Origin of the sequence: Streptosporangium sp. G11 (assembly GCF_051192615.1) — a bacterium.
In the GTDB taxonomy this organism is placed as follows: domain Bacteria; phylum Actinomycetota; class Actinomycetes; order Streptosporangiales; family Streptosporangiaceae; genus Streptosporangium.
Genome location: NZ_JBPJUQ010000025.1, coordinates 106,943 through 122,009, shown reverse-complemented (window position 1 = coordinate 122,009; position 15,067 = coordinate 106,943). Strand labels below are relative to the sequence as shown.

The following is a 15,067-nucleotide window of genomic DNA, read 5'->3' as shown; positions in this document are numbered from 1 at the left end:
AACGGACGAGACCACCCCAACCTGGCGAGGCACTTACTAGAACATAAGGAGCAATCTACTCAAATCAAATGCCCTCTCAGTGCCGGCCCTTAGCCTCGTCCTCGGTTCCCGCGGCCCGACACGACAAGGGCGGGGGCGGGCGGATGAACAACGATGGGGAGTGAGATCGTGACGGTGTCCGGAAACGGTCAGGCGATCGCCGAACAGCGGATCGACGAGTGCCTGCGAGACAGGTCGAGCACACTCGACCTGTCCGGGCTCGGCCTGGAGGCGATACCCGAATCTCTCGGCGACCTCACCCACCTGACCGGACAACGACTTGACCGTTCTGCCCGAGTCGCTGGGCAATCTCACCGCCCTCACCAAACTCGACCTACGGAGAAATCAACTCACCGCCCTGCCTGAGTCGCTGAGGAACCTCACCGATCTCACAGAGTTTGGGAATTGAGGAGCATCGGAACTGTGATTCCTGAGCTGCGGCCCGGCCTGTCGAATTCCTGACGCCGGCGGGGATCTCGAGAATCGGGGTACCGGGTCCGGTGGCCCCCCTGAAGGTCGGCCTGTGCGCGAAACGTACCTTTGCGCACAGAGTGGAAGGTGGGCCGCTGACCCGCATATCCGTTGTTTCCTGCTCCACCGTCGACGGCATCGCCGCAGCCCTCCGCGCACCGGCCTCTATCCCCATCACCGGCCGGCCCCGGTGGGCGCCGTGGTTTCAGGAACGACAAGTGGCCTCCCCCCGGGCGCGTTCGGGCTCCACCTGTATGGCTGCCTTCGTTCTAACCACCGTTGAGATGTGGCCCCACCCCGGTAATCGCGCGAGCTTCGCCAAGGATCAACGACGGCTCCCCTGACGATGCGGGCCGGAGCGCCTGCGCCCGGTTGCGATGCTCGTCTACCGTGTCACGCATGGACCTCAGCGCCTACCGCGGATACTTCCTGGACGCGGTCGTCGTCCATGCCGACTCCGCCGCCGGCACCGCGAGAATCAGCCTCACGAGCGAAGCCGATGACACAGCGGTCATCGAACTGTTCGGCGTCGTCCATGTGACGATGAACAGGTCGGACGCCGGGGGCGACTTCATCGATGAGGCCGTTGTACGCGATCTGCCGAGGACCGGGGCCTGGCCGGCTGACGCCCATCACCTTCTTCACCTTCACAACAACGACAGCGAGCTGGTCTGGCTCAAGATGACCGGTCCCCAGGAGATCGAGATGGTGGCGAGGAGGCTCACCACCGGACATCGAGGTGAGGCCGGATCTCGTACGAACATGGATTCGCCCCACGGCGGTGGAGCCGGCGCTTGAGCACCGGATCCAGAGCGACACCGGCCGCCTTCGGCACCTTCACCGCATCGAGACCCGGGCCGCCCCCATCTCGGCGCCGCCGGCCGGTCCTGGATCGCTCAGCCCCGGATTACGGCCGGGGGGAAGTCCGTGGTGTGAGCCAGCTCGCGGCCGGCTTCGATGTCGGCCTTGAGGGCTTCGACCTTGCCGCTGGCGTAGGAGTAGGCGTCGGATCCCAGGAGCCGGCGAAGCGGCCCGTCTCCGGAGACGGCGAGGGAGATGATCGCGGCGGCGCCCTTCACGGGGTCGCCGAGCTGGCTTCCCTGCAGATCCAGATGGTCCTTGGTCATCTCGCGGATGGACTCGTAGCCCTCCGTCGTCGAGGCCGGCAGTGCCAGCGAGTCGCTCGTCAGGAAGCTGGTCCTGAAGTAGCCGGGCTCCACGACGGTGACCTTGACGCCGAACTCCGCGACCTCGCCGGCGAGCGCCTCGCTCAAGCCCTCCAGCGCGAACTTGCCCGCGCAGTAGAGGCCCCAGCCCGGAACGGCGACCAGGCCGAGCACGGACGAGATGTTCAAGATGTGGCCGCTCTTCTGTGCCCTGAAGATGGGCAGCACCGCTCGCAGCACGTTCCAGAGCCCGAAGATCTGGACGTCGAACATCTGCCGGGCCTCGGCGTCGGTGGTCTCCTCGACCGAGGCCAGAAAGCCGTAGCCGGCGTTGTTGACAACAACGTCGAGACCTCCGAAGCGCTCGGTGGTGCGGCGAACGGCCTCGGCGACCGCGGTCTCGTCTCCGAGGTCGACGCCGAGAGCCAGCAACCGCCCGGTGTCCACGCCGTCGAGGGCCTCGGCGAGGCGCTCGGTCGAGCGGGTGGTCGCGGCGACGTTGTCGCCACGCTCGAGCAGCTGCCGCACGAGCTCGAGGCCGAGGCCACGGGAGGCACCCGTGACGAACCAGGTCGCTGGGGTGCCGGTGGGGTAGGTCATGTCGATCGTCTCCTCGATGGTGGGCCGGTGTTCCGCCGCCGGGCCCTGCTCGGCAGGCGGCGTGGACTCCAGTCTTCGTGGCGAGATCACCCCGGGGAGGGCCATAACCGGCCCTCCCCGTCCTCGGACCGGGCAACCTAGGACGCGGCGGACCAGGTTGATCCGTGCGGTTCTTGCGAGAATGTGTGCATGACGGTCGGCAACAGGGAACTCGCAGATTTTCTACGACGCGCTCGGGGCAGAGTCGACCCGTCGCGCGCGGGGCTGCCGGCCGACGACCGGGTCCGGCGTGTGCCCGGACTCCGCCGCGAGGAGGTCGCGCTGCTGGCCGGGGTCTCCACCGATTACTACACCCGGCTGGAGCAGGGCCGGCGGATCACCCCGTCCACCGGGGTCCTCGACGCGATCGCTCGTGCGCTCGGCCTGGACGCGGCCGGCCGCGATCACCTCGGGCACCTGGTCGGACCCGCCTCCGGGACGCGCCGCCGCGTCCCCACCGTCCAAAGGGTCCGCCCGGGGCTCCACCAGTTCCTCGACGCCCTGGACGGCAACCCGGCACTGATCCTCGGCCGCCGAACCGATGTGCTGGCCACCAACCGCATGGCCAGGGCCCTGCTGACGGACTTCGACGCGCTCCGGCCGCGGGAACGGAACTACGCGCGGTGGATGTTCCTCACCGACGAGGCGCGGAACCTCTTCCTGGACTGGGACGTGCAGGCGCGCGCGGCCGTCGAGAGCCTCCGGCTCGACATCGGCAACGACCCCGGCGATCAGGCCGCGAAGGATCTCGTGGCCGAACTCGGGGCGCGCAGCCCCGAGTTCCGGCGATGGTGGGAGGAACACGGCGTGTATCAGCGCACGTTCGGCTCCAAACACCTCCGGCACCCGGTCGTCGGAGAACTGACGATCGACTATGAGACACTCACGATGCCCGGCGATCCCGATCAAACCCTCTTCGTCTACACGACCGAGGCCGGAACAACATCGCGGCAGGCCATGGACCTCCTGGCCAGCTGGGTCCTTTCCGGCGGCGCCGCCGGACGCGGACAACGCGCCGGGTAGCCGGCCTGGTCGGTCATGGAAGGTTGGAAGATCACCTCTGACGTCCCGCCCGCTGACAACGGTGCTCATCAGCAGTCGGAACCGGCCTCGTCGACGGCGCGCGGGCGGTCGTGGGACTGGTCGTCACGGTTCGGCGAGCAGCACCACGCGGTCGGCTGTGACGTCGAAGCCGAGCACCGGATGATGGTCGTCGCCTTCCGGTGTCATCAGCACCGGCTTGCCCAGGCGGCGGCCGATCGCCCGTAGGAAACCGCACAACAGGTCCAGCCGTTCCTGGCCCTGGAGTTCTCGCAGGTCGATGTCGAAGTCGACGGTCTCGTCCACGTAGAAGCGAAAGATCGCCAGGACTTCGGGGGCCGGCCAGACCCGCAACGCGGGGCTGGCGTTGCCGCTCAGAGCCGACACCTCCACGGCGCGTGGCAACCGGAGAGCGACGCTGTCCACGGAGTACTCATACCGCCACCCCTTCGACCGTACGAGATCGAAGACCGCCTGCCAGTCCGCGATGGAGGTGTCGGGGACGTGCACATCCGGCAGCACGCCGTTCGTCTCGGGATCGAAGAAGTCCTTGACCTCGTCCCACAGCAGATCAGGCATTCTCTCATTGTGCGGGACGTGGCGCGGGCGGGATCCTGATCGCGGTGGGCGTGGGGCCGGGCGGATATGTGGCCGGGGCCGGGTCGGAGGAAGGGGATCGGCCGGCCGAGCACATTCGTAATGATTCCCGAGGGGGTGAACTGGGCGTCGTAATTTCCCATGGAGGTTCCGTCGCTGCCGCTGTAATACAGGTCTCTGGTGCCTTCTGGAGCGGCTTCGGGAATCCACGAGAAGAAGAAGGTGTAAGTCGATCTGGCATCAGCGCCCGAATCCGAGGTCAGAGAGCTGATGTCCAGGGTGTAGAGGGCCCAGCGGCAATCATCGACAGGAAGACCTGCGAGAAACTCGTCGTAGGACGAGGCGGGGTCACCGGCCTGCGCCACGTCGTACATGAAATATCGATTGATCTTGAAGATGGCGTGACCGTACGACTCCTTCTCCGATTGGGAGTCACTCCGAAGCCGGCGGAGCACCTGCCCCGTCTTCGGGGCGAGCCGGTCGATGGAGAATTCCCCTTCCGGCAGCCGCAGTTCGCGCGGAGGTCCGGAAACCGCCATCCGATTCAACACCGCCTCATGGGACATGTCAGCGAGGTTGGCGACCGTGTGAAACACCAGCACGTGGTTGAATCCCTGCGTGAGGATGTCTCTGGACTGCTCGTACAGCGCTTTCTGTGACGCGGGGGCGGCGTCGGGCAACCAGATGAAGAAGACGGGCTCGAAGCTGCAGAGGCTGCCGTAGGAGCCGAGGTCCATCACGCAGAGTCCCCACCTGCATTCGTTGGCCGGCAGGGCGGCCAGGAAATCATCGTAGGTCGCGGAGCTGTGGCCGTCCTTTTCCGGGGCGATCTTCGACTCGGCTTCGTCGATCTTGTAGATCAGATACTTGAACTTCCCGTGTTCCACCATGTTGGAGTATGCGGTCATCACCTTGGGGCCGAGGACAAGGTTTTCGGACATTCGCTGCTCCCTTCGCGCGGTCTGCCCCACGCTAACGGCCCGTCCATGCCTACGAAAGATCACAAAGATGTGGCCCTCCGCGACATTGCCAATCGAATTTCGGCGAAAAAGCCGTGGCCGAAATCCCGGCCGTCGAACTCGGCCCCCGTGTTCACGGGATCCAGGGCCACCGGCGGGCGCGGTCGCGGAGCGGGAATCACCCGTCTCGGTCTCCAAGTGATCCGCAAGGAACCACCCTCATAGTGCGAATCATGAACAAGATAATCACGCGATCAGCGGCGCTGCTGGCCCTGGCGGTCGCCGTCACCATCATGACGGGCCAGGTACAGGCAGTCGCATCCACACCGACCATCAGCCTGTCCGGCGGCACCACCCCGCCGACCCCTGGCGGTGAGGCGATAGGTGACGACAAGGGCAAGGACTCGGACATCATGATCTAAGCGGTACGCGCCGGTCGGGCGGGTGGACAAGACAGTGACGGGGCTTTTGAACCAAGCCCTTGTGAAGTCACAAGCACCCGTCCGGCCGCGTGCATGCTGCTTCCCTTCTAGTGGTCGTCGCAACACCCCAGCCCAGGGGATGCGATGGACTTCGAGCTCCACGCGGTACCTGCGCACAGAAGAGCGCGTTCACATCGCCGACCGGCTGCGAGAGAAGGTGTCGATCCGCGAGATCGCCCGGGAACTGGGCCGTAGCCCGTCCAGCGCTCCACCCGCTATGCGATGCTCATACACCTGCCCATCGACCACACCGCCGAACGGATGCTTGATGCCCTGCTGGAGAGTGTGCAGACTCTGCCAGAGCAGCTGAGACGCTCCCTGACCTGGGATCAGGGCAGCGAGATGGGCCGCCACCACGAGTTCACCCTCGCCGTCGGCATGCCGGTCTACTTCTGCGACCCGGCCGGCCCCTGGCGGCGCGGCTCGAATTTCAGGCCGCAGTTCACAACGGGCGGTGATAGCCGGGATCTTCGGGTGCCTGGGGGAGCTCATCGAGTGATGTGCCGCGGATGAACACTGGCCGCAGCCAGTGGGTGCTCTCCCAGTTCCAAGCCCACAAGGTAGTGCTGAACTCCTCAGTGGTGTGGGGCACGTAGAGGCCGGTGAGCAAGCCGGCGAAGGTGAGGTGGACCGCGTCGTAGTCGTTGGCCACCGAGCTCCAGGTGGGGGCCGGGCCGTTGTCGATGTCAGCGGCATCGCGGAGACTCTCGTCGAGGCCTGGATGGGTCGCCACATTCCCGTAGCGCTGGACGAGGCGGTGCCAGTCCGCAGCGGAGTCGACCTCGTAGATACGGGCTGCGGTAGACACGCTCAGGCGCACCTGACGCACCGGGTAAACAGGTGCCCAGTCACTGATGCCGGACGATATCTCTGCGTGCGCGCCGGAGCGGATCGGCTCATCGCGCGCCACGGGCAGCTCGGTCGATGTGACGATGCTTCGCAAAGGCTTTTGCGCGTATGTCTCCCAGGCATCATTCGGCCCTTGCGGGGCTCGCAGGTCCAAGGGATCGCGCTGTGGGTCGTCCTGGCCGGTGAGGAGCAGCTGGGCGCGGCGGTCCAGCGATGCTGACCACCAGGCGTTACGCGGATCGGTGACAACTGCGGTGACTAGATCGCGCAGTGGCTGAGCCAGCGCGAGAACCCGGACCCGGTTCGCCGCTGCCTGCCCGGTCCACGGATTGAGGTCGCGCTGTGCGGTGCTCGCCAGGGCGGTCGCAGTGGCGGGCTCAGCGAGTCGCTCGACACTGAGCCCGAGACGGTCGGCAAGGACGAACATCGCCGCTGCCAGGGGCGCCTGCATGAAGTCGTCGACGCGGGTATCCGGAGTAGGCACACCTAAGTATGAAGTATGACCCCAACGATCTTCTGGTCAGCGCCATGTGGGTGATCAACACCTTGAAGACGCACCCGATCACCGCTGTCCGCGAGAGCATCACGGAGTTTGTGCCAGGCCCGAACCCCATCGACATCTTTCGAGTCACCGGTGCCGCCCGAACGCGTCAACGAGCGTTGTTGCTACTGGCCGACACAACCACACGCCGGAACGGCCAGTGGCGGTAGCACCAGCTTTGAAGACTCGCTACTATCACTGGCCGTTCGCCTGCTGCTCAAGCTCCTGAACGGCAAGCGGCGCTCGGCGGGGGTACTCCAGCCAAGCGTCTCGCTCATGCTTCTCCCGCCAGCAGTTGATCACCGTGTTGCAACGACCCCTGAAATTCGCCGTGACACCCGGCGGGTCGAAATATCGCGAGCAGGACGGTCGAGACGTCAGTCAGTCGGCGGGTCAAACCTGCCGCGGCGTCACCATGAACATCATCACTGTCAGTCGTTGATCGGGACGTGGTGAAGCGCACGGGTGAGCTGGGCAAGATCGACGCCTTCAAGGTGGTCAAGGAAGTGCCGGCGCACGCTGGCCAAGTTGCTCGGCCATGCCCGTTCCAGGCGGGCGAGGCCGGCGTCGGTGAGGACGGCGCTCCACCCGCGGGCGTCGTTGTCGCACCTGACCCGTTCGATCATGCCTTGACCCGCCAGGCGGGTGACGACGCGGGTCATTCCGCTCAGCGAGAGTTCACAGGCGGCCGCGAGCTCGCCCATCCGCATCTGCTGCTGTGGCGCCTCGGACAACCGCATGAGGGCCGTCCACTCGATGAGCGGCAATTGCTGTTCGCGGATCATGTCGGCGTCGATCGCGCGGGGCAGCGCGTACATCAGGCGAGGTAGCGCACGGATCAGCCTTTCCTCATCAGGAGTGAGGGGCTGCGATGGCTGCGTTGCGGTCATGGGCACATGCTACTTGCTTCACGCAGCAAGTACTAGTACGTTCCTTCCTTGACGAAGCAAGCATCTACCGTCGAAAGAAGTGGATCCACCATGACCAAAATCGGGATCATCCTTGGCAGCACTCGTCCCGGACGCAACGGGGAGGCCGTCGCCCGCTGGGCGTACCAGGTCGCCGCCCAGCGGACCGACGCGGAGTTCGAACTCGTCGACCTGCTCGACTACAAGCTCCCGCACCTCGACGAGGCGTTGCCGCCGTCGTTGGGCCAGTACACCCAGCCGCACACCCTGAGGTGGGCGAACAAGATCGCCTCGTTCGACGGGTTCGTCATGGTGACGCCTGAATACAACCACTCGACGTCAGGGGCACTGAAGAACGCCATCGACTTCCTGTACGGCGAGTGGAACAACAAGGCTGTCGGGTTCGTCAGCTACGGCTCGGCCGGCGGCACTCGCGCCGTGGAACATCTGCGCCTGATCGCCGGCGAGCTCCAGATGGCCGACGTGCGAAACCAGGTGGCGCTGTCGCTCTTCACCGACTTCGAGGACTTCAGCGTGTTCAGGCCCAACGATTTCCAGCTTGAGTCGCTCACCGCGATGCTGGGTCAGGTCGTGGCGTGGAGCACGGCGCTCGCACCGATGCGCACCCGCTGAACACACCGCCCCCGGACCGATCCGATGAGGGCGGACATCAAGATCAACACATGCGAGCCGATCGAGCCGGGCGGCACGGACATCGCGAACCGCTCCGCGATGTCCGTGCCCCGTGATCAGGGTCGCTTCAAGCGATACCGCGACCCCGGTGATGGCGGAGTACCACCGACAGCGGGTATCCGCAGGACAGATCATGCCGGCGGCCGTCTGTCCCAGACGGCTCGCGCGACCACTGCTCGGACGAACCACGGACCAGGAGGAGTTCCATGGGAACGCTTGACGGGAAGATAGTGCTGATCACCGGCACCGCGGGAGGTCAGGGCCGCGTCGCGTCGCTGATCTTCGCAAGAGAAGGCGCGAAGGTCATCGGGTGCGACATCCAGGCCGATGCCAACAACGAGACGGTCGAACTCGTACGTCGCGACGGCGGTGAGATGACGGGCATCGCGCCGGTCGACCTCACCGATCCGGAACAGGCGCGGCAGGTCGTCGAGGACGCCGTGGCCGCCTATGGCGGCCTCGACGTGGTCTACAACAACGCGGCGGTGCAACGCTTCGGCCCGATGCCCGATTTCTCGGTCGATGACTGGCGGGCGACCATGGCCGGCGAACTCGACATACCCTTCTTCGTATCGAAGTTCGCATGGCCGCACCTGGTCCGGCGCGGTGGCGGCGTCATCATCAACGTCGCGTCCATGGCCGGCATGATCGCCGGCGAGGTCCCCCCGATGGTCGCGCACAGCGCGGCGAACGCCGGCGTCATCGGCATGACGCGACAACTCGCGCTCGAGGGCGCGCGCCACGGGATCCGCGCGGTGGCGATCAGCCCTGGGCCCACCCTGACCCCGGCCAGTGACCGCGATCTCGGCGACGACCAGGCGGCCCGGGACGCGATAACCGGCAAGACGCTCCTCAAGCGCTTCGCTCGACCCGAGGAGGTCGTCGAGCTGGCGGCCTTCCTCGCCTCTGACCGGGCGGCATACATCACAGGCGCCAACTACGCGGTCGACGGCGGCGCGACCGCCTGGTAGCGCCACCGGGAGCTCGCGCAAAATCGAACCGCCACGCTGAGGCGCTCGAACGTTTCGCCGCCCGTTCACAGCTCGGCCGGGCGTCAGCGGCGCCGCGCGGCCGGCGGCCCGCCGCGCGAAGAGCCGCATCACGGGTTGTCCCGTACGGCTTCGATCAGCGCCGTTGGCGACGCAAGTCGAGCAGGCACGCGTGTGCCATGGCCGCGAACTCCGGGTGTCGTGTCGCGATGACCCGCTCGAACGCGGCCTCGGCCTCCGCGACGCGACCCGTGGTGAACCAGAGGGCACCGAGCTGGGTCAGTGCTCCCGGCGACTCGTCGGGATGACCTGAATCCACCGCGCGCTGCAACGCGCGCATCGCCTCTTCGGTACGGCCCTCTCTGGCGAGCAGGCCACCCAGGTTGAAAGCCCCTTTCGGCGCGGCCTGCGGGTGGCTCGACTCCATGGCGATGGTCAGGAGGGTTCGGGCCTGCTCGGTGTCACCCTCGTGGAACAGGATGATCCCCAGGTTCAACGCGGCCATCGCCGCCGCGTCACGATCGGGAAGGTCCACGGCCATCCTGTACGCGTGCCGGGCACCACGCGCATCACCGCGAGATTCCAGCATCACGCCCAGGTTGAAGGCCGCCATCCCGGCGGCCGATGGCCTGCCCTTGACCGTGATCAGGCGCAGCATCTTCTCCGCCGCGGCGATGTCACCTTTCTCGTAGGTGTTCTTCGCCATCGCGATCGCGAGGTCCTCGACGTCGGAATCGTTCACCCGCTCAGCGGGGATACCCCGTTCCCGCGCCGCCGCCAGCAAGAGGTCGGCGAAAGAATCGGATTCGGCCGTACGTCGTCGCCAGCGTTCGGGCCACCACCGCATTCCTTGCCCACCCCCTCGGCCAGGAGCCCACCGCCCCATTCTTCGATCACTCTCCCCGCGGGTCAACACAAATCGGGGCCGGAAACCGGGCATGGCCGAAGACCGATGGGCGAACAGATGAACGGATGTCCTGGAGTCCCAGGTCGCGCGGAACATGACGGCTTTGAGCCACTCAGCTCCCCGGCGTTCCCGGGTGTCGGCCGAAGTCCGTGGCGAGCCAGGTGGCGAGGTTCTCGACCGGCCGGCGACGGTCGCCGAGCCTCGGTTCCCCGATCGCCGGCTCCCGCACGCGGTCGAGGCGGAACACTCGCCAGTCGTCGGCGTCGAGGTCGTGGGCGAGGACGTACCAGCGCCCGCGAGCGTGGACACACCGCACCGCCTCCACCCGCCGCCGGGTGACGGCCCCGTGCCGGTCGCGGTAGACGAACCGCAGCACGAGGTCCTGACCGGCCGCGCGGAGCAGCACCGCCAGGGTCGCCAGGTCCATTTCCCCACCCTCGCCGCCGGCGTTCTCGCTGCCCGCGGCGGCGTTGTCCAGGACGGCACGCAGCCGCCGCGGGAGCACCTGCGACAGCTTGGCCAATGCCCGGTGCGAGGCATCCCCGGCGAGGATTCCCTCGATCATGCGCAGGGCCGCCACCAGGGCCAGGACCTCGTCGTCCTGGAAGACCAGCGGCGGCATCCGGTGACCTGGGCGCAGCGCATAGTGGCCGCCCGGTCCGGGCCGGCTTTCGACGGCGTAGCCGAGGCCCTGCAGGCGGGCCACGTCTCGGCGTACGGTGCGGGTGCTGACCGCGAGGCGACCCGCGAGCTCGGACGCCGGCCAGCTCGGCCGGGCGGCCAGCAACTCCAGCAGCCGGAGGGTCCGTCCGGCGGGGTCGCCGTCGAGGGGGGCGAAGTCGGTCATGTCTCCAGTGTGGCCAGAATCGCGGACAGGATCGGGCCACATCTCCCCGTATGGTCGAGGCCATGGAGATCGCCATCACCGCGCCGTCCGGTAATGTCGGCCGCTTCCTGGTCGGGCACCTGGTCCGCGCCGGGGTTCGTCCGCGGCTGCTGAGCCGCCACCCCGAGCGGGCCCGTGCGAGCTGGGGCGACCATGTCGACGCCCGCGAGGTCGACCTGCGGGACGAGGCGGCCGTCACCGAGGCGACCCGCGGCGTCGACGCGCTGTTCCTGGTCGTGCCGCCCGGCGAGGCCGACGACCCCGTCGCGGCGTATGCCGCGGCCGGCGAGGTCGTCGCCGCGGCGGTCGCCGAGAACCGCGTCCCCCGTACCGTCTTCCAGAGCAGCGTGGGTGCGGAACTCCGCGGGGGCGCCGGTGAGATCGACGGGCTCGCCCGTGTCGAGGAGACGCTGGACCGGATCGCCGGGGAGGCAGGCCTCGCCGTCACCCACCTGCGGTGCGGCTATTTCTTCAGCAACCTGTTGTTCGAGCTCGACGCCATCCGCTCCGGCACCGTGGCCGTGCTCCGGCCCACCGGCGAGCCGTTCCCCTGGGTCGCGCCGGCTGACATAGCCGTGGTGGCCGCGTCCCTGTTGCTGCGCGCCGACTGGTCAGGACGCCGGGTGCGGACCGTGCACGGACCGCGGGACCTGTCCTGGAACGACGCCCTGGCCATGGTCGGCAACGTCCTGGGCCGCACGGTCACCGCCCACCGCGTCGGGGACGACGCCATGCGCGCCACGCTGGCGGGTGCCGGCATGTCCCGGGCGCGGATCGAGGCCGTCATGGGCATGTCGACCGGGCTGCGCGAGGGCTTCGTTCCCGAGCAGCCGCGGACTCCCGTGACCACGACCGACACGACGCTCGAGGCATGGGCCTGGGCCGAGCTCCGTCCCGTCCTCGAAGCGGCCGGGTGACGACCTTGTCTGAGGGGGAAACCCGGGCACCGCCGGAGAGGACCGATGACGGTGACCATCCTTCGTCTCGGCCGTGGCCGGTTCCGCGGCGGTAGCCCGGCTTCCGCCGGCTCCTCGCCGGCAATCGCACGTCGCTGCTGCCGGGCGCGTACCGTCGCGGGTCGCGCCCCGCACGAACGCGATCGTGTTCGTGCGGGGCGCGGCTCAGCGCGACGCCGAACGGAGTGCCTGTGATCGTGGGCGGGAAAAGCGGGCGGGGTCGCGTTCCGCCGTACGCCGCGACGACCGCGTGTGGTCGGAAGAGGGGGCCCGTCACACCTCTTTCCTATTTCTCGCCGGTCCTCACTCCTGGATGAAGCTGGCGTTGCCCCGGAAGGTGCCGGTGCCGTCGTTCTGCTCGACCCACACCTGGCCGGCGCGGTGGCGCAGGTAGTAGCCGGGGAAGTTGACCGACTCCAGTGACACCGTTCCCGAACCGGCGAGCCCGGTGCGGCGGGTGAAGGCGGCGTCGGCCCTGAACAGGCTCGTGCCGTCGTTCCTCTCCACCCAGGCCTCGTGGTTACGGTGGCGCAGGTAGTAGCCGGGGAAGTTGGTGGACTCCAGCGACACGGTGCCCGAGCCGGACAGGCCGGTGACGATCTTGAACTGGGAGTCGGCCAGCGGGGAGACGTTCGCCTCCAGGCGGGCCCGGTACTCCCAGTGGCGTACCGCGGAGCCAGGGGTGTCGTAGGACATCAACCGCACGGGGGTCGCGCCGTCGGGGACGGGGACGCCGAAGTCGGGGGTGCCGTCGGCCCTCCAGTAGACCTTCTGGACGCGGGTACGGCGGTTGGGGTCGTTCAGCGGGTCGCCGGTGATGTCGCGGTAGTCGCGGTCGTGGTAGACGAGGATGTCGCTCTGCCCGTCCTCGGAGACGGTGAAGGAGTTGTGGCCGGGGCCGTACTGGCCGGTGGCGGCGTTGCTGGCGAAGACGGGGTTGGCGCTCTTGGTCCAGGAGGAGGCGTTGAGCGGGTCGGCCGAGGCGGAGGCGGTCAGCATGCCCAGGCAGTAGTTGGCGTCGGTGGCGCTGGCGGAGTAGGTGAGGAAGAGGCGGCCGTTGCGTTGGATCACCGCGGGTCCTTCGGCGACTTTGAATCCGCGGGTCTCCCAGGTCAGGGTGGGTACGGTCAGGCGGGTGGTGGTGCCGGTGATGGTCCAGGGGTTGGTGCCCATGCGGGCGATGTACAGGTTGGAGTTGGTGGCGATACCGGGTTCCTGCTGGGCCCAGATCAGGTAGCGGATGCCGTTCGCGACGAATGTCGAGGCGTCCAGGGCGAAGGTGTCCCAGGGGGTGGTGATGCGGCCGCGTTCGGTCCAGGTGCCGCTCAGCGGGTTGGCCGAGGAGCTTTCCAGGACGTACATCCGGATCCGCCAGATGTCGTCGGCGCGGCCGGCGGCGAAGTAGACGTACCATTTGCCGTTGATGAAGTGGATCTCCGGTGCCCAGATGTGGGCGCCCATCTCGCCGCTGGAGTGTTTGCGCCAGATGACCGTCTCCGGCGCGGTGGACAGGCCCTGGATGGTGGTGGCGCGGCGCAGCACGATGCGGTCGTACTCGGGGACGGTGGCGGTGAGGTAGTAGTAGCCGTCGGTGTGGCGGAAGATGTGCGGGTCGGCTCGTTGCGTGACCAGGGGGTTGGTGTACTGGACGGCCGGCGAGGCGTGGGAGGTGCCCGGCCAGAGCAGGCCGCTGATCACGACGAGCAACGTGGCCAGGGCGGTCACCAGTGCGCGGCGCGCGTGCGAGGGGGGCATCGAGGTCATCCTTCTGTCAGGCCGAAGGCGAGGTCACCGTGCGGGAGGCGACCCCCGAGGTGGACGCCTTCGGGTCCGGCCGCCTCTCGTGGTGGCGACCGGGAAGGTCGTGGTGGGTGGAGCCGTTGACGCGGTTCGCCTGGACGGTCCAGGACGACAGGGCGGTGGTGGCGGTGATCCGGTGCGGCCGGAATCGTCCCGCAGTACCGGTCGTCGAGGCGGCCGGAGCCCTTTGGCATATACGCATTCCGGCGACCTCCACGATGTTAGCGCTAACATTTCACAGCGAACGCGTGGAAATGGTGATGGCGTTCGGGTATAGGCGCATTAATAACCCGGCGGAGGCTTTACGTCAACGGGTGGCTCGCGAGGCGGATGGGCGCTTCACGGGTCTTTTCGCGCCGCGCTCGCTTACGCGCCGCCCGCTCCTCCGTCCGGCCTGGCCGGTCCATCCGGCGGAATCGACCTCGCGAGGGCGTCGAGGATCACGGTGAGCCCGAACTCGAACTCGTCGCCGAAGTCGTAACCGGGCTTGAGGATGTGCTCGACCGTGAACTCGGCGAGGTGGGGATACTCGCCGGGGGAGACCTGCCGGTTCATCGACTCGGCGACCTCGGCGACGGTGTCGGGGCCGTTGATGGGCAGCGAGGCCTCCGACAGCGCGAATCCGTAGACGTAGCTGTCGATCAGGGCGTAGGCGTGGGCGGTCATCTCCACCGAGAAGCCCGCCCCGCGCAGGGTGCCGATCATCGCGTCGTGGTGTCGCAGCGTCGCGGGGCCCGGGTTGGTTCGCGACTGCAGGAGCGCGATCGCCCAGGGGTGGCGCCTCAGCGCCCGGCGGGCCGAGGTCGCGCTCCTGCGCATCTCCGATCGCCAGTCGCCGCCGGCCAGCGGCGGTTCGATTTCACCGAAGACGAGATCGACGATGCCGTCGAGGATGTCGTCCTTGCCGGCGACGTAGTGGTAGACCGACATCGGCTTGACGCGGAGCTCCTGGGCGAGCGAGCGGATCGTCAGTGACCCGATCCCTCCCGTGTCGGCGACCGCGACGGCGCCGTGCAACACCCGCTCCCGGCTGAGCGGAACGCGTTCCTGGGGACTCTCGCTGACTGGCTCGGACATCTCACTCCCCGGCGGTGGCGCTTTCGTACTTAGTACTATACCGTCCCGTACTAAGTACGACGGGGTG

The 15,067-nt window shown here is 67.6% G+C and carries 19 protein-coding genes and 1 pseudogene; 10 read left to right on the top strand and 10 right to left on the bottom strand.

The genetic code is table 11. From position 1 onward, the window contains the following. The first annotated feature begins 319 nt into the window (after positions 1-319). Positions 320-448 carry a hypothetical protein gene (locus ACSDR0_RS23515; RefSeq protein WP_435291031.1) on the top strand — a complete coding sequence of 43 codons (129 nt, stop codon included), beginning with the start codon at positions 320-322 and terminating at the stop codon, positions 446-448. A 461-nt stretch (positions 449-909) separates the two neighbouring features. Continuing rightward, positions 910-1,308: a hypothetical protein gene (locus ACSDR0_RS23510; protein ID WP_435291030.1), complete on the top strand. Its 399-nt coding sequence runs from the start codon at positions 910-912 to the stop codon at positions 1,306-1,308. A 98-nt stretch (positions 1,309-1,406) separates the two neighbouring features. Here ACSDR0_RS23510 and ACSDR0_RS23505 read toward each other — a convergent pair whose 3' ends face one another. Further along, a complete protein-coding gene (locus ACSDR0_RS23505; protein ID WP_435291029.1) occupies positions 1,407-2,381 on the bottom strand; it encodes an SDR family NAD(P)-dependent oxidoreductase in 975 nt (324 codons plus the stop codon). 84 nt (positions 2,382-2,465) lie between these two features. Here ACSDR0_RS23505 and ACSDR0_RS23500 point away from each other — a divergent pair, with 84 nt between their 5' ends. Beyond that, positions 2,466-3,338: a helix-turn-helix domain-containing protein gene (locus ACSDR0_RS23500; protein ID WP_435291028.1), complete on the top strand. Its 873-nt coding sequence runs from the start codon at positions 2,466-2,468 to the stop codon at positions 3,336-3,338. A gap of 123 nt (positions 3,339-3,461) precedes the next feature. On the opposite strand, the gene ACSDR0_RS23495 is transcribed toward ACSDR0_RS23500, so the two are convergent. Both ACSDR0_RS23495 and ACSDR0_RS23490 read right to left on the bottom strand, forming a co-directional pair. Next, positions 3,462-3,743 (bottom strand): hypothetical protein, encoded by a 282-nt coding sequence (locus ACSDR0_RS23495; RefSeq protein WP_435291027.1) that lies wholly within the window; start codon positions 3,741-3,743, stop codon positions 3,462-3,464. Beyond that, entirely contained in the window at positions 3,731-4,894 is a 1,164-nt protein-coding gene (locus ACSDR0_RS23490; protein ID WP_435291026.1) for a hypothetical protein, read from the bottom strand. The genes ACSDR0_RS23495 and ACSDR0_RS23490 overlap by 13 nt, the downstream gene beginning before the upstream one ends. Before the next feature lie 251 nt (positions 4,895-5,145). Here ACSDR0_RS23490 and ACSDR0_RS23485 point away from each other — a divergent pair, with 251 nt between their 5' ends. The 3 genes and pseudogenes from ACSDR0_RS23485 to ACSDR0_RS23475 all read left to right on the top strand — a co-directional run. After that, positions 5,146-5,334 carry a hypothetical protein gene (locus ACSDR0_RS23485; protein WP_435291025.1) on the top strand — a complete coding sequence of 63 codons (189 nt, stop codon included), beginning with the start codon at positions 5,146-5,148 and terminating at the stop codon, positions 5,332-5,334. A 139-nt stretch (positions 5,335-5,473) separates the two neighbouring features. Next, positions 5,474-5,704, top strand: coding sequence for a helix-turn-helix domain-containing protein (locus ACSDR0_RS23480; protein WP_435291024.1), 231 nt, complete (start codon positions 5,474-5,476; stop codon positions 5,702-5,704). Then, positions 5,593-5,823: pseudogene (locus ACSDR0_RS23475) on the top strand (transposase); the annotation flags it as partial. The gene ACSDR0_RS23480 and the pseudogene ACSDR0_RS23475, both read left to right, overlap by 112 nt. A gap of 13 nt (positions 5,824-5,836) precedes the next feature. Here ACSDR0_RS23475 and ACSDR0_RS23470 read toward each other — a convergent pair. Beyond that, positions 5,837-6,727 (bottom strand): hypothetical protein, encoded by an 891-nt coding sequence (locus ACSDR0_RS23470; protein WP_435291023.1) that lies wholly within the window; start codon positions 6,725-6,727, stop codon positions 5,837-5,839. A gap of 8 nt (positions 6,728-6,735) precedes the next feature. Here ACSDR0_RS23470 and ACSDR0_RS23465 point away from each other — a divergent pair, with 8 nt between their 5' ends. After that, the gene (locus ACSDR0_RS23465; protein WP_435291022.1) at positions 6,736-6,954 is read left to right on the top strand and encodes a hypothetical protein; all 219 of its coding nucleotides are present in this window, start codon (positions 6,736-6,738) and stop codon (positions 6,952-6,954) included. Positions 6,955-7,215: 261 nt separating this feature from the next. On the opposite strand, the gene ACSDR0_RS23460 is transcribed toward ACSDR0_RS23465, so the two are convergent. Continuing rightward, positions 7,216-7,674 carry a MarR family winged helix-turn-helix transcriptional regulator gene (locus ACSDR0_RS23460; protein WP_435291021.1) on the bottom strand — a complete coding sequence of 153 codons (459 nt, stop codon included), beginning with the start codon at positions 7,672-7,674 and terminating at the stop codon, positions 7,216-7,218. A 90-nt stretch (positions 7,675-7,764) separates the two neighbouring features. Here ACSDR0_RS23460 and ACSDR0_RS23455 point away from each other — a divergent pair, with 90 nt between their 5' ends. Further along, positions 7,765-8,325 (top strand): NADPH-dependent FMN reductase, encoded by a 561-nt coding sequence (locus ACSDR0_RS23455; protein WP_435291020.1) that lies wholly within the window; start codon positions 7,765-7,767, stop codon positions 8,323-8,325. A 266-nt stretch (positions 8,326-8,591) separates the two neighbouring features. Further along, positions 8,592-9,356, top strand: a complete 765-nt coding sequence (locus ACSDR0_RS23450; RefSeq protein WP_435291019.1) for an SDR family NAD(P)-dependent oxidoreductase — start codon at positions 8,592-8,594, stop codon at positions 9,354-9,356. Between the two features lie 154 nt (positions 9,357-9,510). On the opposite strand, the gene ACSDR0_RS23445 is transcribed toward ACSDR0_RS23450, so the two are convergent. Together ACSDR0_RS23445 and ACSDR0_RS23440 are read right to left on the bottom strand one after the other, a co-directional pair. Continuing rightward, positions 9,511-10,221: a tetratricopeptide repeat protein gene (locus ACSDR0_RS23445; protein ID WP_435291018.1), complete on the bottom strand. Its 711-nt coding sequence runs from the start codon at positions 10,219-10,221 to the stop codon at positions 9,511-9,513. 172 nt (positions 10,222-10,393) lie between these two features. Further along, on the bottom strand, positions 10,394-11,128 hold the full coding sequence (locus tag ACSDR0_RS23440) for a helix-turn-helix transcriptional regulator (protein WP_435291017.1): 735 nt from the start codon (positions 11,126-11,128) through the stop codon (positions 10,394-10,396). A 62-nt stretch (positions 11,129-11,190) separates the two neighbouring features. Between ACSDR0_RS23440 and ACSDR0_RS23435 the strand changes: the two genes are divergently transcribed. Continuing rightward, positions 11,191-12,084: an NAD(P)H-binding protein gene (locus tag ACSDR0_RS23435; RefSeq protein WP_435291016.1), complete on the top strand. Its 894-nt coding sequence runs from the start codon at positions 11,191-11,193 to the stop codon at positions 12,082-12,084. 342 nt (positions 12,085-12,426) lie between these two features. On the opposite strand, the gene ACSDR0_RS23430 is transcribed toward ACSDR0_RS23435, so the two are convergent. The 3 genes from ACSDR0_RS23430 to ACSDR0_RS23420 form a co-directional block, all read right to left on the bottom strand. Beyond that, complete coding sequence (locus ACSDR0_RS23430) at positions 12,427-13,878, bottom strand: family 43 glycosylhydrolase (protein WP_435291015.1); 1,452 nt, start codon at positions 13,876-13,878, stop codon at positions 12,427-12,429. A 16-nt stretch (positions 13,879-13,894) separates the two neighbouring features. Further along, positions 13,895-14,125, bottom strand: coding sequence for a hypothetical protein (locus tag ACSDR0_RS23425; protein ID WP_435291014.1), 231 nt, complete (start codon positions 14,123-14,125; stop codon positions 13,895-13,897). A 164-nt stretch (positions 14,126-14,289) separates the two neighbouring features. Further along, positions 14,290-15,000, bottom strand: coding sequence for a TetR/AcrR family transcriptional regulator (locus tag ACSDR0_RS23420; RefSeq protein ID WP_435291013.1), 711 nt, complete (start codon positions 14,998-15,000; stop codon positions 14,290-14,292). Between the last annotated feature and the right edge of the window lie 67 nt (positions 15,001-15,067).